The organism is Phenylobacterium ferrooxidans (assembly GCF_042714595.1).
Classification (GTDB): Bacteria; Pseudomonadota; Alphaproteobacteria; order Caulobacterales; family Caulobacteraceae; genus Phenylobacterium; species Phenylobacterium ferrooxidans.
On record NZ_JAOTJD010000010.1, the window covers coordinates 80,082 to 99,742 of the forward strand.

General features: G+C 67.4%; 19 protein-coding genes and 1 tRNA gene. 12 read left to right on the forward strand and 8 right to left on the reverse strand.

Annotated features, from left to right (window positions below; all coding sequences use genetic code 11):
* Positions 1-18 precede the first annotated feature (18 nt).
* Both OCL97_RS07400 and OCL97_RS07405 read right to left on the reverse strand, forming a co-directional pair.
* Complete coding sequence (locus tag OCL97_RS07400; protein ID WP_377368949.1) at positions 19-552, reverse strand: DUF4142 domain-containing protein; 534 nt, start codon at positions 550-552, stop codon at positions 19-21.
* A gap of 148 nt (positions 553-700) precedes the next feature.
* Positions 701-2,038, reverse strand: a complete 1,338-nt coding sequence (locus OCL97_RS07405; protein ID WP_377368951.1) for a PAS domain S-box protein — start codon at positions 2,036-2,038, stop codon at positions 701-703.
* A 229-nt stretch (positions 2,039-2,267) separates the two neighbouring features.
* Between OCL97_RS07405 and OCL97_RS07410 the strand changes: the two genes are divergently transcribed.
* Positions 2,268-3,914, forward strand: a complete 1,647-nt coding sequence (locus tag OCL97_RS07410) for an amidohydrolase (protein ID WP_377368953.1) — start codon at positions 2,268-2,270, stop codon at positions 3,912-3,914.
* An 88-nt stretch (positions 3,915-4,002) separates the two neighbouring features.
* On the opposite strand, the gene OCL97_RS07415 is transcribed toward OCL97_RS07410, so the two are convergent.
* From OCL97_RS07415 to OCL97_RS07430, 4 genes are all read right to left on the reverse strand, one after another.
* The gene (locus OCL97_RS07415; RefSeq protein ID WP_377368955.1) at positions 4,003-4,995 is read right to left on the reverse strand and encodes an isopenicillin N synthase family dioxygenase; all 993 of its coding nucleotides are present in this window, start codon (positions 4,993-4,995) and stop codon (positions 4,003-4,005) included.
* A complete protein-coding gene (locus OCL97_RS07420; protein ID WP_377368957.1) occupies positions 4,995-5,720 on the reverse strand; it encodes a glutathione S-transferase N-terminal domain-containing protein in 726 nt (241 codons plus the stop codon). The genes OCL97_RS07415 and OCL97_RS07420 overlap by 1 nt, the downstream gene beginning before the upstream one ends.
* A gap of 143 nt (positions 5,721-5,863) precedes the next feature.
* A complete protein-coding gene (locus tag OCL97_RS07425) occupies positions 5,864-6,925 on the reverse strand; it encodes a glycine zipper 2TM domain-containing protein (protein ID WP_305704492.1) in 1,062 nt (353 codons plus the stop codon).
* A gap of 189 nt (positions 6,926-7,114) precedes the next feature.
* The gene (locus OCL97_RS07430) at positions 7,115-7,588 is read right to left on the reverse strand and encodes an AAA family ATPase (protein ID WP_377368959.1); all 474 of its coding nucleotides are present in this window, start codon (positions 7,586-7,588) and stop codon (positions 7,115-7,117) included.
* A gap of 229 nt (positions 7,589-7,817) precedes the next feature.
* Here OCL97_RS07430 and OCL97_RS07435 point away from each other — a divergent pair, with 229 nt between their 5' ends.
* From OCL97_RS07435 to OCL97_RS07445, 3 genes are all read left to right on the forward strand, one after another.
* Positions 7,818-8,852 carry an ATP-grasp domain-containing protein gene (locus tag OCL97_RS07435; protein WP_377368961.1) on the forward strand — a complete coding sequence of 345 codons (1,035 nt, stop codon included), beginning with the start codon at positions 7,818-7,820 and terminating at the stop codon, positions 8,850-8,852.
* Complete coding sequence (locus tag OCL97_RS07440; RefSeq protein WP_377368963.1) at positions 8,849-9,448, forward strand: glutathione S-transferase; 600 nt, start codon at positions 8,849-8,851, stop codon at positions 9,446-9,448. Before OCL97_RS07435 ends, OCL97_RS07440 begins: the two co-directional genes overlap by 4 nt.
* A gap of 83 nt (positions 9,449-9,531) precedes the next feature.
* Complete coding sequence (locus OCL97_RS07445; protein WP_377368965.1) at positions 9,532-10,965, forward strand: coniferyl aldehyde dehydrogenase; 1,434 nt, start codon at positions 9,532-9,534, stop codon at positions 10,963-10,965.
* Here the strand turns inward: OCL97_RS07445 and OCL97_RS07450 are convergent.
* Complete coding sequence (locus tag OCL97_RS07450; protein ID WP_377368967.1) at positions 10,962-11,312, reverse strand: Hpt domain-containing protein; 351 nt, start codon at positions 11,310-11,312, stop codon at positions 10,962-10,964. The two genes, OCL97_RS07445 and OCL97_RS07450, sit on opposite strands and share 4 nt — an antisense overlap.
* A 92-nt stretch (positions 11,313-11,404) precedes the next feature.
* Here OCL97_RS07450 and OCL97_RS07455 point away from each other — a divergent pair.
* Positions 11,405-11,480: transfer RNA gene (locus OCL97_RS07455), tRNA-Lys, on the forward strand.
* 179 nt (positions 11,481-11,659) lie between these two features.
* Positions 11,660-13,456 carry a flavin-containing monooxygenase gene (locus OCL97_RS07460; RefSeq protein ID WP_377368969.1) on the forward strand — a complete coding sequence of 599 codons (1,797 nt, stop codon included), beginning with the start codon at positions 11,660-11,662 and terminating at the stop codon, positions 13,454-13,456.
* 47 nt (positions 13,457-13,503) lie between these two features.
* On the opposite strand, the gene gcvA is transcribed toward OCL97_RS07460, so the two are convergent.
* On the reverse strand, positions 13,504-14,460 hold the full coding sequence (gene gcvA / locus OCL97_RS07465; protein ID WP_377368971.1) for a transcriptional regulator GcvA: 957 nt from the start codon (positions 14,458-14,460) through the stop codon (positions 13,504-13,506).
* A 178-nt stretch (positions 14,461-14,638) separates the two neighbouring features.
* On the opposite strand from gcvA, the gene cobA reads away from it, so the two are divergent.
* From cobA to OCL97_RS07495, 6 genes are read left to right on the forward strand one after another with little or no spacing between them, the layout of a single operon-like run.
* Positions 14,639-15,487 carry a uroporphyrinogen-III C-methyltransferase gene (gene cobA, locus OCL97_RS07470; RefSeq protein WP_377368973.1) on the forward strand — a complete coding sequence of 283 codons (849 nt, stop codon included), beginning with the start codon at positions 14,639-14,641 and terminating at the stop codon, positions 15,485-15,487.
* Positions 15,484-15,843: a DUF2849 domain-containing protein gene (locus OCL97_RS07475; protein WP_377368975.1), complete on the forward strand. Its 360-nt coding sequence runs from the start codon at positions 15,484-15,486 to the stop codon at positions 15,841-15,843. The genes cobA and OCL97_RS07475 overlap by 4 nt, the downstream gene beginning before the upstream one ends.
* Positions 15,844-15,848: 5 nt before the next feature.
* On the forward strand, positions 15,849-17,504 hold the full coding sequence (locus OCL97_RS07480) for a nitrite/sulfite reductase (RefSeq protein WP_304779290.1): 1,656 nt from the start codon (positions 15,849-15,851) through the stop codon (positions 17,502-17,504).
* Positions 17,488-17,991, forward strand: coding sequence for a DUF934 domain-containing protein (locus OCL97_RS07485; RefSeq protein WP_377368977.1), 504 nt, complete (start codon positions 17,488-17,490; stop codon positions 17,989-17,991). Before OCL97_RS07480 ends, OCL97_RS07485 begins: the two co-directional genes overlap by 17 nt.
* A gap of 2 nt (positions 17,992-17,993) precedes the next feature.
* Positions 17,994-18,731: a phosphoadenylyl-sulfate reductase gene (locus OCL97_RS07490; RefSeq protein ID WP_305337158.1), complete on the forward strand. Its 738-nt coding sequence runs from the start codon at positions 17,994-17,996 to the stop codon at positions 18,729-18,731.
* Between the two features lie 24 nt (positions 18,732-18,755).
* Entirely contained in the window at positions 18,756-19,565 is an 810-nt protein-coding gene (locus tag OCL97_RS07495) for a ferredoxin--NADP reductase (RefSeq protein WP_305337159.1), read from the forward strand.
* The last annotated feature ends 96 nt before the right edge of the window (positions 19,566-19,661 follow it).

The window sequence follows — 19,661 nt, forward strand, 5'->3', positions numbered from 1 at the left end:
CGGAGGGGCGAGCCCGGCCTACCGCCGGAGGTCGTTCACCGCGTCCAGCTGGTCAGCCGCCCGGGCGGCGGTGTCCACCGCGTAGTCGCGCAGGATGTCGCTGTCTCCGTCGGCGGCGAACCGCTGGTGCAGGGCGAGCTGCTCCTGGTGGATGCGGCGTTGCTGGGCGATGTAGGTGTCGTCGAAATCGCGGCCGCTGGTCTGGGTCAGGGCGTCCAGCATGGCGCCCTTGACGTTGTCCCCGGAGGCCGAGGCTGGAGGCGGCACATTGGCCTCTTCGGCGGCCGCCAGCAGGGCGTTGGTGGTCATGGCCGCGTCGTCGATCACGTGCTGGGCGAGGGCCCTCACTGCGGGGCTCCGCGACCGGGAGAGGGCCAGCCGGCTGGAGGCGACCTCAAAGGCGTCGGCGGCGAAGGCCTCGTCCACGTAGGACGGGGCGTCGGTGGGGGTTGGGGCCGGTCGGTCGGCGACCCCGATCCGTGACTGGGCGAGGGCCGGTGCGGCCGAAATGAGGGTGGCCACGGAGGCCGCGGCGACAAACCATCCACGCATGGGGTTTCCTTCCGTTCAGAAGCGAACTGAAGGAGCAAACCGGCGCCGGCGCGCGAGGTTCCGGACCGAACCGAGCCGGCTACTTGAGTTGTCTACATCTGATGGGGCCAAACCGTTGATCGTCGGCCTCTAAACCACGTTCCGCGCCTCAGAGCGGGAATGCGACGTCTACAATCAGCCCGGCCGGCTCCCACTTGCGGGCGATCGTGCCCCTTAGCTGGCGCACGAGATTGTCCTTCAGGGACGAACCGAAGCCTTCTCGTGTCGGCTCGACAACCGTCGGACCTCCTGATTCCCGCCACCGGAGGGCCACCATACGCTCCTTGAGTGTCCAGGTGACCGACACACGACCTCCGCCAATGCTGCACGCACCGTGCTTGTTGGCGTTGGTCGCCAGTTCGTGGAGCAGCATGCTGATAGGCTGAACTTGCTCCGGCGAAAGCTCGACCTGCGGGCCGCCGGTATCGACGCTGTCCTTGGGGCAAAGGGCGTCCAGTTCCTCCCTGACCACGTCCTCCAACCGTCCGCCTTCCCACCGACGGGTGGCCAAGGATGTCTGCGCCCGGGCGAGAGCGCCGATCCGGCCCGTCAGAACGTCCTTGTAGGTTTCAAGATCCTCGGCGCGCGTAAGCCGGGTGAGGGATTGCACGATGGAGAGAACGTTGCGCGCCCTGTGATCGACCTCGTGCATCAGCAGCTTGCGCGTCTCCTCGCTACGCTTTTCCCCACTGATGTTCCGCGCCTCAATGATGGTGCCGACGACCTTCGACTCCTCGTCTTGAATGGGGCTGGCGGTGAAGGCGACAGGATAGAAGGAGCCGTCCTTGTGGACAAAAATCTCCTCCCCCTGCGTCCCCGCGTTCTCAGGAAACGCGCGGTCGATGGCGCACTCCGCAATCGGGAAATGCGAGCCGTCGGGGTGGGTGTGATGGATTACATCGTGGAGCGGTCGCCCGGCCGTTTCATGAAACGCGTATCCCGTGAGTTGCTCCGCCGCCTTGTTCATGAACACGCAATGCTGTCGCTCATCCATGAGGAATACAGCCATGGTTGTGTTGTCTAGAATCGAGTCGAGCCGTCTAGCAGTATCTCGAAGTTCAGCTTCGATCTGTCGATTTGCCGTAATGTCCTGAATCGCGGCGTAGAAAACGATGTCTTCATCTTCATCGAACATCTGTAATTTGACAGCAACATCATACTCTGTGCCGTCTTTTCTGCGATGTACGGTATTGAAATCAAGCCTTTCGATTTCCCGAGATTGAAGTGGTCGGATGAGAGCGAGGAATTCATCGCGGGTAATGTTGGGCTTCAAATCCCATGGCGTGAGGTCGGACAATTCGTCAATGCTATAGCCGAGATTATCTCGAGCGCCTTTGTTGACTAGGCGAAAGCGAAAATCACTCTTGGAGAAAATGTAGACTTCGCTGGCAGCTTCTTCAACGATGCGTCCAAGACGTTCACTCGTAACACCAGTAGAATTAGCCATGCTCGAAAATTCCGGTCCGAAGAGGTCATGCTATTGAATATCCGTAGATAACCGCCGAACCCGTGACAATGGGTTCGACACAACTGACAATGGCCAAGCTTGAGGTTGGAGACGGCTTGGCAAAGCTTATGCAGTTGGTCGGAAAGCCCCGGGAACCGCGCCAATCCATTTCACAGACCTCGGGGATCGTGGCTCTATGGAGCCGCCATCCAGGGGGAATCGTCTGACCATGCGCCGCCAACTCGCCAGCCTCGCCCTGACCGCCGGCCTCGCCCTTTCCGGCGCCGCCCAGGCCGCCGACCTGCTGATCTTCGGGGGGCCGATCTATACCGGCGTGGACGCTCAGCCCAAGGTCGAGGCCCTCGTGGTCAAGGACGGGAAGGTGGCTTTCACCGGCCCGCTGCCCGAGGCGCGCAGGGCCGCCGGCAAGGCCCAGGCCATCGACCTGAAGGGGGCCGCGGCCTATCCCGGCTTCGTCGACGCCCACGCCCACCTGATGGGCGTCGGCCTGCGGGAGATGACCCTGAACCTGGAGGGCACGGCCTCCATCGCGCAGATGACCGCCAAGGTTAAGGCCTGGTCCCTCGCCCATCCCGGTCCTGAGGTGCTGTCGGGCCGAGGCTGGATCGAGACCCATTATCCTGAGAAGCGCTTCCCCGACCGCGCCGACCTGGACGCCGTGGTCTCCGACCGCCCCGTAGTCCTGGGCCGCTCCGACGGCCACGCCATCCTCGTCAATTCCAAGATGCTGACCCTGGCCGGCATCACCCGCGACACCCCCGACCCCGCTGGCGGCCAGATCCTGCGGGACAGCAAGGGCGAGCCCACCGGCCTGCTGGTGGACAACGCCAAGGCCCTGGTGAAGGTCCCGCCGCCGACCGAGGCCCAGTTGCGCGAGGCCGCCCAGCGGGCGGCGGACCTCTACGCCTCCCGCGGCTGGACTGGGATGCACAGCGTCAGTGTCGCGGCCCGGGACGTGGAGATCCTGAACGCCATGGCGGCCGCCGGGACCCTGCCGATCCGGGTGGACAACTTCATGGACCTGTCCAGCCAGGGGACCCTGCTGACCACCGGTCCGTCCGCCGATCCCACCGGGCTGGTGCGGGTGGACGGCATCAAGATGTACATCGATGGCGCGCTGGGCTCGCGGGGCGCGGCCCTGCTGGCGCCCTATGACGACGCGCCGGGGACCGGCCTGCTGCTGACGCCGCCCGAGGTGGTGGCCAAGACCCTGGCGGCGGCGCGCAAGTCGAAGGCCCAGATGGCCATTCACGCCATCGGCGACCGGGGCAATCGCCTGGTGCTGGACGCCTTTGAGACCGCGTTTGACGGCGACCCCGCGCAACTACGCGCCGCGCGCTGGCGCATCGAACATGCCCAGGTGATCTCCCCCAACGACATCCCGCGCTTCGCCGACAACGGGGTCATCGCTTCGATGCAGCCCTCCCACGCCATCGGCGATCTCCACTTCGCCCCCGCCCGCCTGGGCGAGGCGCGGCTGAAGGGCGCCTATGCCTGGCAGGCGCTCCGGACCAGCGGCGCGCATCTGGCCGCCGGCACCGACGCGCCGGTGGAGAAGGGTGATCCGCTCATCGAGTTCTACGCCGCGACCTACCGCCACGACTTGAAGGGCTTCGCCGGTCCCAACTGGGGGCTGGACGAGGTGCTGACCCGGCCGCAGGCCCTGGCCATGCTCACCAAGGGCGCGGCCTATGCGGTGTTCCGCGAGAAGGACCTGGGGGACCTGGCGGTCGGCAAGGCCGCCGACATTTCCGTCTTCTCGGTGGACCTGATGACCGCCCCGTTCCCCGACATCGCCAAGGCCCACGCCGTGATGACCGTGGTGGGGGGCAAGGTGGTCTATCGCGCCAAGTAGGAAAACTGACGGCAGCTTGACCTTGCGGGTCAGCCGCGGCGGCCGCAGCCTCGCTCATGATCGGCCCGGGGCGCGGCTGCAAGGCGGCCTAGGTCAGAGCCTCGTCCACCAGGTTCGGGAACACCTTGGCCACCTTGGAGAGCAGGTAGTCGCCATAGGTCCCGTCGAAGTCGTGCACGCTGGCGCCGTCCCAGCGGCCATCGGCCCCAGTGGTGATGGCCACGCCCGGTAGGGGCGCCATTCTGGCGTTGAAGTCCGGGTCGAAGAACAGCGGGAAGGACAGGCGGTCGTGACCGCTCACATTCCTCACCCGGTGCGGAGTCGAGCGGTATCGCCCGCCGGTCAGCCGCTCCAGCATGTCGCCGATATTGCAGACCAGGGCGCCTTCGATGGGCGGCGCCTCGATCCAGCCGCCAGGCGCCTTGACCTGCAAGCCTCCGAACCGGTCCTGGGCCAGCAGGGTGAGCAGGCCGTAGTCGGTGTGCTCGCCGACGCCCCAGGACCCGGCGTCCGCGCCGAGCCCCTGAGCGGGATAGTTGAAGATGCGAAACAGCACGGTCGGTTCGGTGGTGTAGGCATCGCGGAAGTAGTTGTCGGGCAGGCTCAGGCTGATCGAGAACCCCTCCATCAGCGCCGCCGCCGCGCGTGTCGCCCCGGCCATATAGGCCTCGGCGGCCACCTTCAGTTCGGGCAGGGCAGGCGGCCACAGGTTGGCGCCGTGCAGGGGCATGCGCGCCTGGACGCGCCGATGATCGGCGGCCAGGTCGGTCCCCAGATAGAGGCCTTCCTTCTGGTCCGGCGCCCCGGAGGTGAGCTCGCCCCCGACTGGGAAGTAGCCTCGCCAGGCCCGGCCGCCGCGGGCCATGTCGATTCTCAGCTTCTCCTCCTCCGGGAGGGCGAAGAACCTGCGACTCTGGGCCTCAAGGTCGGCCAGGGTCGCAAGGTCGATCCCATGTCCGGTCAGGTAGAAGAAGCCGTGCGCCTCGCAGGCCCTGGCGATCTCCCCGGCCACCCGCGCCCGGCCCACCGCGTCGACGCGGTCGAACAGGGGGCTCATCTCGATGACTGGGAGGGTGGCCATCAGGCGGTGGGCGCCGGTCGGGCGCGCTGGTTGTAGAGCAGCTTCATGCGTCGCTCGCGCTCCTCGGGCGTCACGGTGGCGGGGTCTTCGGGCGGGCCGGCGACCACGGCCATGCCCTTCACCACGGCAGGGCGGGCGGCCATCGTGTCCCACCAGCGCTTGAAGTACTGGAACTCGCCCATGTCGATGCCCTGCAGCTCCCAGGACGCGGTCCAGGGATAGGCGATCATGTCGGCGATGGTGTAGTCGTCGCCGGCGATCCAGGGACGGTCGTAGAGCCGGTTGTTCAGCACCCCGTACATGCGATGGACCTCGTCGTTGAACCGCCGCTGAGCGTAGGCCTGGTCGCCGTGCTTGGGATCGACGCGGCTGAAGTGGCCGCGCTCGCCGGTCTTGGGGCCCTGGTTGGCCATCTGCCACACGACCCACTGGTTGACCTCGTACTTGCCACGCACGTCCTGCGGCCAGAATTTCCCGAACTTCTCGGCCAGGTACATCATGATCGAGCCGCTCTCGAAGACGCTCAGCGGGCCCCCGCCGTCCGCGGGCTCGTGGTCCACCAGCACCGGCATGCGGTTGTTGGGGCCGATCTTCAGATAGGCGTCGGTGAACTGGTCGCCCCGGCCAATGTTCACGGGCACGATGTTGTAGGCGACCCCCAGCTCCTGCAGCAGGATGGTGACCTTCTTGCCGTTGGGAGTGGGCCAGTAGTGGAGATCGAGCATGCAGCGCCTCGCGGGATTTCAATCCTGCGAGCCTAGGCCCGAGATGGGCCGCCTCAATCCCAAAAAATCTGCAACGGGCCACAAGCAAACGGGCCCCCGGCAATGCCGGAGGCCCGCTGCATTATCGGCCGGGACCGAAGGCCTTAGTAACCGCGCGGCGTACGGTCGTTGTCGCGCCGATCAGCGCGGATGTTGCGGGCCACCACATCCAGCTTGGCTTGGATCGTCGCGGCGTCGCGACGGCTCAGCTGGCCGTTGCGGTAGTGGCGCATGCCACGTTCCTGGCGGCTGATCATGTTGAGCGAGCGTTGGGCCTGATTGGCCTCGGCCCGGGACAGGGAGCCGTCGTTCAGCCCGCGTTGAATGCGTTCCTGCAGCCAGGCCTGGCGGCCGCGGACGTCCATCGGCGAGCCCGACCAACCCGAGCCCTGCTCGTAGGAGGCGTTCTGGCCGTAGCCGGAGGCGGCCGGCGCCGTGGCGATCCAGCGGCCTTGGCCGTCGTAATAGCCGTAGGATTGGCCTGCGACCCAGCGACCGTTGCTGTTGTAGTAGCCCGGCTGAGCGTCGGCGATCCAGACGCCGTTTGCGTCACGACGGCCGGCGGCTTGGCCGGGGATCCAGCGGCCATTGGCGTCATATCGGCCCGTGGCGGGACCGGCGATCCAGCGGCCGTTGCTATAGTAACCGCTGGCCGAGGCGCCGACCCACTGGCCGTTCACGTCATAGTAGCCGCTGGCCGAGGCCGGAACGTAGCGGCCATTGCGGTCATAATAGCCGCTGGCCGAAGCGTTCGTGTTGGCGGCGACCCAGCGGTTCTGGCTGTCGTAGTAGCCGTTCGGCGCGCCATCGACCCAACGGCCGTCGCGGTCGTAGTAACCCTGTGCGCTGGCCCGATCGACGGCGTTGGCATGCCACGCGCCGTTGGTGTCGTAGTAGCCATAGGCGTTGGGGCTAGCGCAGTTGGTGCGGGACTTGGCGATCTGGTTGCCGGCGAAGCCGCCGGCCAGCGCGCCGACCACCGAGCCTTCGGTGCGGGCGCCGTTGCCGGAGACCTGGCTGCCGAGAATGGCGCCGAGGCCCGCGCCGATCACGGTGCCGGCGACACGGTTGTTTCGCTGTTGCTCTTCGCAGGTCTGTTGGGCCAAGGCGAAGGTGGGCAGCAGGGCCGCGGCGGCGATGCCAGCGGCGAGAAGGGTCTTGCGCATAGGGGGATCTCCTGGGGACATTGTGTCCGTCCGTCGGGAGGCTAAACGCGGCGGCATGGTGGCGGTTCCTCAGGCGCCGGGGGCAGGTCGCGGGTGTCACTCAGCGGCCACGGTCGGGTTCTCGGAGGCCAGCGCCTTCTCCCGCGCCGTCAAGCGCTGGACCGGCGTGAGCCCGCGGAACCACCGTGCCTAGAGGCGCTCCACAAAGGCGGCGATCTCACTGTCCGTTCGCAGTCGGACCACCGGCACGTCAGGGCCATGCTGCACCTGCAGCGCCTCGATCCGCGGCCGGTTCTGGCGCTCGAAGTTCCAGATGAAGCGCAGCACGGTGGCGAGATCGCCGGGGCGATGCATCTCGCCCGCCTGGAATGTGCGGGTGATGGCGCGCCAGGCGCAGGTGATGCGAGGGCGATTCAGCCAGACCACCAGGTCAGCCCGCGGCATCCGCAGGTCAAAGGTGACCGCCGCGAAATTGCCGTCGCTGATCCAGGCGTCCTGCGCGTGCAGCACCTGCAGGGTCGCGCGGAAATCCGCCGTCTCCTGGGCGCGGCCTCGCCAGATCGCGTCCAGGTCGATCACCGGCGCCCCGGTCCTTTCCGACAGCCGCCGCGCCAGGGTGGTCTTGCCGCTGCCGGCGCAGCCCAGAAGGAGAATGCGGGTCATGGCCCACCTCTAGCCCGGGCGGGGGGGCGCGGCCCAGACCTAGGCCAGGGTCATCAGCAGCTAGAGGTGGACGTGCCCATCAGGCGAGGGCGGGGGCAGGGCGTCGGCCCGAATGTTCACCTGCAGCGAGGGGGGGGCAGGGTTAGGGCGCCCGGGTGAGCTCCCGCCTGGACTTTGAGCGCGGACTGGACCATCGCTGCGCGACGAGTTGTTGAAGAGTCTCAGTAAGTTGTCTCCTGGCATCGATTTCAAAGACTACCTCCTGCTCATGGGCGTGCCTGATGACGGCAGGGTGCTCGCCCAGGGGCAGGGCCTGCTTCGGCGGCCGACCTATGTCTTCTCCGGGACCTGCAGCTATCTGAGCTACCTCGGCGACCGCCTCGCCGGCGCCCGGGAAATCTGGTTTGCGCCTCCCGCCGGCCCGATGAGTCTGCGGATCGCGCCGGGGCCGATGGTGAACTACCTCGCCGATCCCGACATCTACGGCATGGCCCTGGCCAAGGCCGAACGGTTGGCCCGCGCGATGGGGCGGCCTTGCCTGAATCCTCCCGGGGCGGTGTTGCGGTCCGGGCGCGACAAGGTGGCCAGGGCGCTGGCGGGCATGCCAGGGGTGGTAGCGCCGCGGACCGAGCGTCTGAGCAGCGCGGGCCCCCAGGAGTTGGCTCGGATGATCGCCGACCTGGGGATGACCTATCCCGTCCTGATCCGGCCTGTCGGAGCCCATGGCGGCAAGGAGCTGCTGCGAATGGATCGCCCAGAAGACCTGGAAGGCCTAGTGGCGGGCTGGATGTGCGGCGCCCAGGTCTATGTGACCGAGTTTCATCCGTTCGCCGACCCGGACGGCGTGCATCGCAAATATCGCCTCGCGGTGATCGGGGACCAGATCATTCTGCGTCACGTGATCATCGGTGACACCTGGATGCTCCATGCCGACAGCCAGGGCGTGGACACTGAGGCCGATGAGGAAGCGCGCCTGGCGAGCTTCCAGGAGGGCCTGTTGCCCGTGATCGCGCCCGTGGTGCACGAGATCGCCCGCCGCCTGGAGCTCGACGTCTTCGGCATCGACTGCCACCTGGACCAGGACGGGCGTCTTCTGGTGTTCGAGGCCAACGCCTGCATGAACTTCTTGGCCCGCACCGTGCCGCCGCCCAATATGTGGGACGCGCCCGTCGAGGCGATCCGTACGGCCCTTCTCGATCTGCTGGCTGACCCGACGCGCTGGCGACATGCCGGGGACGACGGGAGCCCAGGAACCCCGCTATGAAGCTCCTCTACTCTCCGACCTCGCCCTATGCCCGCAAGGTCCGCATCTGCGCCCTCGAGCTGGGGATCGCCCTGGATGAGGTGGTGGTGGGCGCCAACCCCTCCCAGGCGGCCGATCCGGGGCTGGCGGCGGCCAACCCCCTGGCCAAGATACCTACCCTGGTCTTGGCGGACGGCCGGACGATCTATGACAGCCGGGTGATCGTCGACTATCTCGACAGCCTGACCGACAGGGCCCTCGCCCCGCGCTCGGGCGACGCTCGCTGGGCCGCCCTGGTGGAGCAGGCGGCCTGCGACGGCATCCTCGATGCGGCGCTGCTCAGCCGCTACGAGTTGGCCATGCGGCCCGAGGCGATGCGCTGGCCGGAGTGGCTGGCCGGGCAGTCGGGCAAGATCGAACGCGCTCTGGACCTGCTGGAGACCTCGGCCCGTGACGCCGCCAACCCCGGCTTGGGCGACATCTGTGTGGCCTGCGCCCTCGGCTACCTGGATCTGCGGTTCCCGGAGAACGGCTGGCGCTCCGGTCACCCGAAACTGGCCGCCTTCTTCGCGGCGATCTCCGAGCGGCCTTCGCTGAAAAGCACCATCCCGGCCTGACCCAACGGCAGGCGGAAAGCCTGCTAAGCTCCGGTCACGGCGGCCGACCAAAGAGCCCGCTGACGACCGGAGGACAGACGACCATGGCCCACGACGCCGCTTCGATGAACGCCCTGCTTGCCCGGCAGAAGGCCGCCCACCTGCGCGATGGCGCCCCCACCGCGGAGCAGCGGATCGCGCGGATCGACCGCTGCATCGGCCTGCTGATCGACAACCGCAAGGCCATCGAGGACGCGCTCAACACCGACTTCGGCTCCCGCTCGCGGGAGGCCACCGCCTTCACTGACATCGCCGGCTCTATCGGCCCGCTGAAGCACGCCCGCGACAGCCTGACCAAGTGGATGAAGCCTGAGAAGCGCAAGACGACGCCCGCGATCCTGGGCCTGTTCGGCGCCAAGGCCGAGGTGCGGTTCCAGCCCAAGGGGGTGGTGGGGATCATCAGCCCGTGGAATTTCCCGGTGAACCTGACCTTCGCCCCCCTGGCGGGCGTCCTGGCCGCCGGCAACCGGGCGATGATCAAGCCGTCGGAATTCACGCCGGCCACCTCGGAGCTGATGGCCGTGATGTTCTCCAGCGTCTTTTCCGAGGAGGAGATCGCGGTGATCACCGGCGGGCCGGAGGTGGGCCAGGCCTTCTCCGAACTGGCCTTCGACCATCTGATCTTCACCGGCGCGACAGCCATCGCCCGCCACGTGATGAAGGCCGCCTCGGCCAACCTCGTGCCCCTGACCCTGGAACTTGGCGGCAAGAGCCCGGTGATCCTCGGCAAATCCGCCGACATGGCCACGGCCGCCGCCCGGGTCATGAACGGCAAGACCCTCAACGCCGGGCAGATCTGCCTGGCGCCGGACTATGTCCTGACCCCGAAGGATCAGCTGGAGGACTTCATCGGCCACGCGCAGGGCGCGGTGGCCAAGATGTTCCCCACCATCCGCGACAACCCCGACTACACCGCCATCGTGGCGGATAGGCACTATGACCGCATCAAGGGCTATGTGGACGACGCCCGGGCCAAGGGTGCGCGGATCATCGAGATGAAGCCCGAGGGCGAGGACCTGAGCCAGCAGGAACACCGCAAGATCGCGCCGACCCTGATCATCGACCCGACCGACGACATGTTGGTGATGCAGGAGGAGATCTTCGGCCCGGTCCTGCCGGTGAAGACCTATTCCGGGGTCGACGAGGCCATCGCCTACGTCAACGCCCACGACCGCCCGCTCGGCCTCTACTATTTCGGCGATGACGCCGCGGAGAAGGAGAAGGTGCTGAACGGCACCACGGCCGGCGGGGTGACCATCAATGATGTGGTCTTCCACGTGGCCCAGGAGGAGCTGCCCTTCGGCGGCGTCGGCCCCTCGGGCATGGGCAGCTACCACGGGATCGACGGTTTCCGCGAGTTCAGCCACCGCAAGGCGATCTACACCCAGATCAAGAAGGACATCGGCCCCCTGGTGCAGATGCGCCCGCCCTACGGCCCCGGCATCCGCAAATATCTCGACGGCGCGATGAAGCGCTAGCCTCGCGGGGTTTTCAGGGACTGCAGCGCCCGTTCGTGGGCGTAGGCGGCGACGTCGCTCAGCGCGGCCTGGAGGGCGATGCGAACGCTCTCCAGGCGCACCGCGCCCTGTTGCTCGGCCACCTCGCAGGCGTCCCCCAGCTGAAAGGCCCCGACGCCCCGCGCCGCGCCCTTGATGGTGTGGACTGCGTCCAGCCATCCCTCGCTGGTCGGATCGAGCATCGCCGACCACAGATTGGCCTGCTCTCGGAAGAGGGCGAGGACCTCGTCCACGACGCCGGTATCGCCCGCGGCGAAGTCTTCGAGGTACGCAAAATCCACCGCGCCGGTGAGGTCTCGCCTGGCCAAAAAAATCGTCCTCTTACCCGCCTTGCTTTCAGCGAGGCTTCAAGTATGTTCCGCGCCCTTGCCGACAGGCCCTCGCGGGCTCCGAACGGTACGGGTGCATAGCTCAGTTGGTAGAGCAGCTGACTCTTAATCAGCGGGTCGTAGGTTCGAATCCTACTGCACCCACCATTCGCTTGGTGGACGGACTTTTCCAGAACTTCACGACATCGCGATGCCCGCTCGGCGCGTGGGGAATTCGCCCGCGTGGCTAGCCTTGGCCCGAGCCATACTCTATCTTCTAAGTTGCGACTCCGGCCCTGGCGGCTCAGGTGTTTGTTTTCTTTGAATTTAAGACTGAGGCCATTGAAATGACCACTGCGGCTGTGATCGACAAGAAGGCCCTGTTGGCCAAGTACATAGCGGAGCGTGACAAGCGCCTGCGGGCCGACGGCAACGCCCAGTACCTGGAGGTGAAGGGCAACCTGGCCCACTACCTCGAAGACCCCTACACGCCCCGCGTCGAGCGGGCGCCCAAGACCGATCACGTCACCTTCGCCTTCGTGGGCGGTGGCTTCGCAGGTTTGGTGACCGGGGCTCGCCTTGTGGAGGCCGGCGTGACCGATGTGCGCATCATCGAGAAGGGCGGCGACTTCGGCGGCACCTGGTACTGGAACCGCTATCCGGGCGCCCAGTGCGACACCGCCTCAATGATCTACATGCCGCTGCTCGAAGAAACCGGCCACATGCCGACCGAGAAGTACGCGCACGCCCCCGAAATCCTCGAGCAGTGCCAGCGGATCGGCAAGCAGTACGGCCTCTATGAGAACGCGCTCTTCCACACCGAGGTTGAGGATCTGCGCTGGGACGCCGCCAATTCCCGCTGGGTGATCAAGACCAACCGCGGCGACGAATTCACCGCCAGCTTCATCGGCCTGGGCACTGGGCCTCTCCATGTTCCCAAGCTGCCGGGCATTCCGGGTATCGAGACCTTCAGGGGCCACTCGTTCCACACCAGCCGGTGGGACTACGACTACACCGGCGGCGACCCCAAGGGCGCCAAGATGGAGAAGCTGGCCGACAAGCGCGTCGCCATCATCGGCACCGGCGCGACCTCGGTCCAGGCCGTCCCCCACCTGGCCAAGGCCTGCAAGCAACTGTTCGTCGTCCAGCGCACGCCGTCCTCGGTGGACGTCCGCGCCAATAAGCCCATCGACCCGGAGTGGTTCGCCGAGATCGCGACTCCGGGCTGGCAGAAGCGCTGGCTGGAGAACTTCACCGCCAACCAGGCCGGCGGCAACGCCGAGGAAGACCTGGTGATGGACGGCTGGACCGACCTGTCGCGCCGGATCCGCGCCAAGATTTCCCAGCTCCCTCGCGAGGGCCTGACCCCGCAGAAGATGCTCGCCGCCTACGAAGACAGCGACTTCGAAAAGATGGAGGAAATCCGCGCGCGGGCCGAGGCCATCGTCAAGGACCGCGAGACCGCCGAGAACCTCAAGGCCTGGTACCGCCAGCTCTGCAAGCGTCCCTGCTTCCACGACGCCTACCTACAGGCCTTCAACGAGCCCAGCACCACCCTGATCGACACCGACGGTCAGGGCGTGGAGCGCATCACCGAGAAGGGCTTCGTGGTGGCTGGCGTCGAGTACGAGGTCGACTGCATCATCTACGCCTCGGGCTTCGAGGTCGGCACGGAATACAAGCGCCGCGCGGGCTTCGAGGTCACCGGGGTGGGCGGCCAGACCTTGTCGGAGGCCTGGGCCGAGGGCATGAAGTCCAAGCACGGCATCCACGTCCTGGGCTTCCCCAACGCCTTCTTCGTGCAGCCGACCCAGGGCGCCAACCTGATCTCCAACGTGCCGCACAACCTGACGGAATCGGGCCGGACCATCGCCCTGACGGTGAAGCACGCCCTCGATGTCGGGGCCAAGGAGGTGGAGGTCACGCCCGAGGCTCAGAAGGCCTGGGTTGACCTGCTGCTCACCGGCGCCGGCCGCATGATGGGCGCGCCCGACTGCACGCCGGGCTACTACAACAACGAAGGCCAGAGCCCCGGCCCGGCGGCCAAGTACAACGTCGGCTACCCCCAGGGCGCGACCGCCTTCTTCAAGTACATCGAGGACTGGCGGACGTCCGGGCAGTTCGAGGGGCTGAACTTCCGGTAGGCAGAACGACCCCTTCCTTCTCCCGCAAGGGGAGGAGGAAGGGGTCCCTAAATCCCCGCCCCGTTGTCCAGCGCCTGCAAGGCCAGTTCGTGCGCCTCGGCCTCGGCGGTGATCCAGTTGATGAAGGCCTTTACCTGGGGCAGGCGGCCCTTGGCCTTGGGGTGGACGACGTAATAGGCGAAGTCCACGGCGGTCGAGATCTGCAGCGGCGAGACCAGGCGGCCGGCGTCCAGGTCGGCCTGGGCCAGGGTGCGTTTGGCGAGCGCCACGCCGCGGCCGTTGGCGGCGGCCTCGATCACCATGCTGGACTGGTTGAAGCGGGGGCCACGGGTGCCGTCCACGCCCTTAACCCCACGTGCCGCCAGCCACATCGTCCAGTCGGGGCAGCTGTCGTCGGGCTCGGGCGAGCCATCGTGCAGCAGGATGTGACCCACCAGATCCGCCGGCGAATTCAGGGGGTTGGAGGCCTGCAGTTCGGGGCTCAGCACTGGCACCACGGTCTCGCCGATCAGGCGGCGGACCTCCAGGCCGGGATAGCGGCCGGCGCCGTAGCGGATGGCTACGTCCACCTCGCCGGCGGTGAGGTCCACCAGCTCCAGGCCCGCCGATAGCCAGACGTCCACCTGCGGATGCAGCTCCTCGAACTTGCCCAGGCGCGGCACCAGCCACTTGGCGGCGAAGGAGGGGGCGGCGGTCAGGGTCAGGCGGCGGCCGTCCACGGCGGCGGTCAGCATGGAGGCGGCCTCGGCCAGGCGGTCGAAGGCCTCGCGCAGGGCGGGCAGGGCGGTCTGGGCGGCGTCGGTCAGCAACAGGCCCTTCGGCGTGCGCTTGAACAGCGCCGCGCCCACATAGTCTTCCAGGTTCTGGATCTGCTGGCTCACCGCGCCGGGCGTCACCGACAGCTCGTCGGCGGCGCGCGAGAAGTTCAGGTGGCGGGCGGCGGCCTCGAACGCGCGAAGGGCGTTCAGCGGCGGCAACCTGCGGCGCGGCGCGTCGCGTTCCATGGAGTTTTCCTGACAGCCCCGGCAGAAGACCTTGGCTTGCGAATTGGGCCCTCCGAGGCCAGTTTGCAAGCGTCCGGCGGTGTATAGGCCCTTTTCATCGGTGGACATCGGGCGAGGCGGGGGTAGAGCCCATCCCGCCTCAAAACTCAAACCTAGTCGTTAGAGAACCTTAAAGCCCATGTCGCGCCGCGCGCCCAAGGCCCCCACCGTTAACCGCCTCGTCGTCCTGGGCGGCGAAGGCGTACGCGCGGCCGGCTCGGTGTGGCTGGTGGGCGCGGGCCCCGGCGACCCGGAACTTCTCACCCTCAAGGCCTTCAAGGTTCTGTCGACCGCCGACGTCGTGGTCCACGACGGCCTGGTCAGCGACGAGATCCTGGACCTGGCGCCGTCGACCGCGCGCCGCATCTCGGTGGCCAAGCGCAAGTCGCGCCACTCCTACGCCCAGGGCGAGATCAACAGGATGCTGGTGGCCTTCGCCCTGGAGGGCCTGACGGTCATCCGGCTGAAGGGCGGCGACCCCTTCATCTTCGGCCGGGGCGGCGAGGAGCTGGAAGCCTGCCGTGAGGCCGGCGTCGCCTGCCATGTCGTTCCCGGCGTCACCGCCGCCCTGGCCAGCGCCGCCAGCGCCGGCGCCCCCCTGACCCATCGCGGCGCGGCCCAGGCGGTCACCTTCGTCACCGGCCATGCCGCCACCGGCGAGACCCCGGACCTGGACTGGGCCGGCCTCGCCAAGGCCAACCACACGGTGGTGATCTATATGGGCCTCTCCACCGCCGGCGGAATCGCCGAGCGCCTGATGGCCGCCGGCCGCGCGGGCGCGACGCCCGCCCTGATCGTCGAGAACGCCAGCCGCGCCGATGAGCGCCGCGTCGTGACCGACCTGGCAGGTCTGGCCGCCGCCGCCGCCGATGTTTCCGGTCCCGCCCTGCTGATCGTGGGTGAGGCCATGGCCCTGGCTCAGGCCGGGACCGCGCAATTTGTTCAAAGTGTCGAAGCTCGGGATCTCGAGCGGGGAGTGGGATCATGAAGGCGCTGACCGCCAATCGCCTGGACGACGGCGAGGTCGTGTTCTGGAACAGGGGCGCCTGGGTGGAGCGGTTCGCCGACGCCGAGCTGTTCGCCAATGACGCCAGCGGCGAGGCCGCCGAGGGCGCGGGCAAGTCCCAGCCCAATACGGTGATCGACGTCTATCTGATCGACCTGATCGAGAGCGAGGGGCTCTGGGCGCCGCTGAGCTTCCGGGAGCGCATCCGGGCGCTCGGGCCTCTCAATCATCCGACCCATGGCAAGCAGGCCGAGGGTGGCGCGGCCATCGAGGCCCTGCGGCACGCCGCCGGCGCCTCGCGCTCCACCGGCCGCGTCAACCTGATCAAGCGTAAGTAGGGCCGATGTATCAGTACGACACCATCGACAGGGAATTCCTGGCCGACCGCGCCGCGGAGTTCAAGGAACAGGTGGAGCGCCGCCTCGCCGGCGAGATCACCGAAGACCAGTTCAAGATGCTGCGTCTGCGCAACGGTCTCTATCTGCAGCTGCACGCCTACATGCTGCGGGTGGCGATCCCCTACGGCTCGCTGAACGCGACCCAGCTGCGCAAGCTGGCCGATATCGGCCGCCGCTACGACAAGGGCTACGGCCACTTCACGACCCGGACCAACCTGCAGTTCCACTGGATCAAGCTGCGCGAGGCGCCCGCGATCCTGGAGGAGCTGGCCACCGTCGACCTGCACGCCATCCAGACCAGCGGCAACTGCATCCGCAACGTCACCTCCGACCCCTATGCCGGGGCCACGGCCGAAGAGATCGACGACCCGCGCGTCTGGTCCGAGGCCATCCGCCAGTGGTCGATGCTGCACCCGGAATTCAGCCACCTGCCGCGCAAGTTCAAGTTCGCGGTCACCGCCGCGCCCAAGGACCGCACGGCCGCCCGGGTCCACGACATCGGCCTGGTGGTCCGCCGCGCCCGCGACGGCACCATGGGCTTCGAGGTAATCGTCGGCGGCGGGATGGGGCGCACGCCCTATGTCGGCCCGACCATCCGCGAGTTTCTCCCGGCCAACCGGCTGTTCTCGTACCTGGACGCCACCTTGCGCGTCTACAACCGCCACGGCCGCCGGGACAACAGCTACAAGGCCCGGATCAAGATCCTGGTGGCCGCCCTGGGCCGCGAGGAGTTCGCGCGCCAGGTCGAGGAAGAGTGGGAGAAGGTGGGCGCGGGCGCCGACATGCCCGACACCGAGATCGCCCGCATCCGCGCGGCCTTCGCCCCCAAGGCCTTCGACACCCTGGTGAACCGCTCGGAAGCCTTCGAGACCGCCAAGGCCGCCGATCCCGCCTTCGCGCGCTTCGCCCGCAACAACCTCAAGCCCCACAAGCGGCCGGGCTACACCATCGTCGAGATCTCCCTGAAGGGGATCGGCGACACGCCCGGCGACGCGACCTCCGACCAGATGGACGTGGTGGCCGACCTGGGCGAACGCTACGGCCAGAACGACATCCGCATCACCCACGAGCAGAACCTGGTCCTGCCCCACGTGAAGCTGGACGATGCGCACGCCGTGTTTCAGGCCCTGGCCGCCGCGGGCCTGGCGACCCCCAACATCAACCTGATCACCGACATCATCGCCTGCCCGGGCCTGGACTACTGCGCACTCGCCAATGCGCGCGCCATCCCCATCGCCCAGGACATCGCCCACCGCTTCGCCGACCAGGACCGCGCTGAGCTGGTGGGGGAACTGAAGATCAAGATCAGCGGCTGCATCAACGCCTGCGGCCACCACCATGTCGGCCACATCGGCATCCTGGGCGTCGATAAGAAGGGTGAGGAGTTCTACCAGCTCACCCTGGGCGGCTCCGGGGCCGAGGACGCCGAGGTCGGCAAGATGCTGGGCCCGGCGCTTCCCGCCGACCGCGTCACCGACGCCATCGACACTATCGTCGAGGTCTATCTGCGCGAGCGCGTCGAGGGCGAGCGGTTCCTCGACACCTTCCGCCGCACGGGCTCAGCCCCCTTCAAGGAGGCTGTCTATGCCGAAGCTCATTAGGATCATCGACGGCCAGTTCGTTTCGGCCGACGACCCCTTCACCCATGTCGCCGACGACGAGGGCATGCCCTCGGGCGATGTGATCGTCTCCCTGACCCGGTTCTCCGCCGAGGGCGACGCCCTGATCTCCCAGGGCCGCTCCGTGGGCGTACGCATCGAGCCGGACGAGGAGGTCGAGGCGCTCGCCTATGACCTGCCCAAGCTGGCGGTGGTGGCGGTCGCCTTCCCGAAATACCGCGACGGCCGCGGCTTCTCCACGGCCCATCTGCTGCGCGACCGTTTCGGCTTCAAGGGCGAGGTCCGGGCGGTGGGGGAGGTGCTCCGCGAGGAGGCCAATTTCCTGACCCGCTGCGGCTGCGACAGTTTTGAAACCGCCGACGGCTCCAGCCCCGAGCAATGGGCCCACGCCGCCAATCGTCATCGTCACGTCTATCAACGCGCCTCTGACGGCCGCACCCCGGCCTTCACCGAGCGTGCGGAGTCCTGAGCATGGCCTTTGATCAACTGGAACGCCCGCAGATCGCCCTGCGCCTCGACGCCGAACTGCGCCACGCCCATCCGGTGACGGTGCTGGAATCGGCCGTCGAGACCTTCGGCGACAAGCTCGCCCTGGTCTCGTCCTTCGGGGCGGAGTCGGCGGTGCTGCTGCACATGGTCTCCAGGATCAAGCCGAACATGCCGATCATGTTCCTCGACACCGGCATGCTGTTTGGCCAGACCCTCGACTACCGGCGCAACCTGGCGGCCAGGCTGGGCCTGACCGACGTGCGCGACCTGCGGCCGCTCTATACCGACCTGGCCACCGTCGATCCCAAGGCCAACCTCTGGCAGACCGACACCGACGCCTGCTGCAACATCCGCAAGGTGATCCCGCTGGACACCGCCCTGAAGGAGTTCGACGGCTGGATCACCGGCCGCAAGCGCTTCCATGGCGGCGACCGCCTGTCCCTGCCGGTGGTGGAGCAGGCCGACGGGCAGGTGAAGTTCAACCCCCTGGCCAACTGGGGCAAGACCGAGCTCGACGCCTATATGGCCGAACACGACCTGCCGGCCCATCCCCTGGTGGCCCAGGGCTTCCCCTCGATCGGCTGCTGGCCCTGCACCAAGCCGGTGGAGGAGGGCGAAGATGTGCGCGCCGGCCGCTGGGCGGGTTCCGAAAAGACCGAATGCGGCATACATGTCGCCCGTGCGCCCGACGCCGTGACGAACGTCGGCGGCGATATCTAGCCCAAGCTTTCAAGCAGACCGATCATGACCGATGTGACCGCCGCCGCTCCGGCCAAGAAGGCCGGCGCCTTCCTCCATGAGACCGTGACCTGGGTCCAGCACTGGACCGATAGCCTGTTTTCGTTCCGCACCACCCGCGACCCGGCTTTCCGCTTCCAGAGCGGCCAGTTCGTGATGGTGGGCCTGGAGGTGGACGGCAAGCCGCTGCTGCGCGCCTATTCCATCGCCTCGCCGTCCTGGCACGACGAGCTGGAATTCTATTCCATCAAGGTCGAAAGCGGCCCGCTGACTTCGCGCCTGCAGAAAATCCAGGTCGGCGACCAGGTGCTCATCGGCAAGAAGCCCACCGGCACCCTGGTGCTGGACGGCCTGAAGCCTGGCAAGCGGCTCTACATGCTGGGCACCGGCACGGGCCTCGCCCCCTGGCTGAGCCTGGCCCGCGATCCCGAAGTCTATGACCGTTTCGACGAGGTGATCGTCACCCACACGGTGCGGAATGTGGCGGATCTGAACTACCGCGAGCTGTTCGAGACCGAGCTGCCGCAGGACGAGATCCTGGGCGAGATCGTCGCGCCCAAGCTGCGCTACTACCCCACCGTCACCCGCGAGCCCTTCAAGCACCAGGGCCGGATCACCGACCTGATCGCCTCGGGCAAGATCTTCGAGGACCTGGGCCTGCCGCCCCTGGATCCTGCCGTCGACCGCCTGATGTTGTGCGGCGGCCCCTCGGTCCTGGCCGACCTGAAGGTCCTGCTGGAAGCCCGCGGCTATGTTGAGGGTTCGCTGGCCAGCCCCGGCGACTACGTCCTGGAGCGGGCCTTCGTCGAGACGTGATCTTCTCCCTCCCCATGAAGGGCAGGGGAATCGCATATGGCGTTGGAGTCGAAATCTTAGGTCGAAGCGGATTCTGCAGATGTCTCCTTGGTGTTT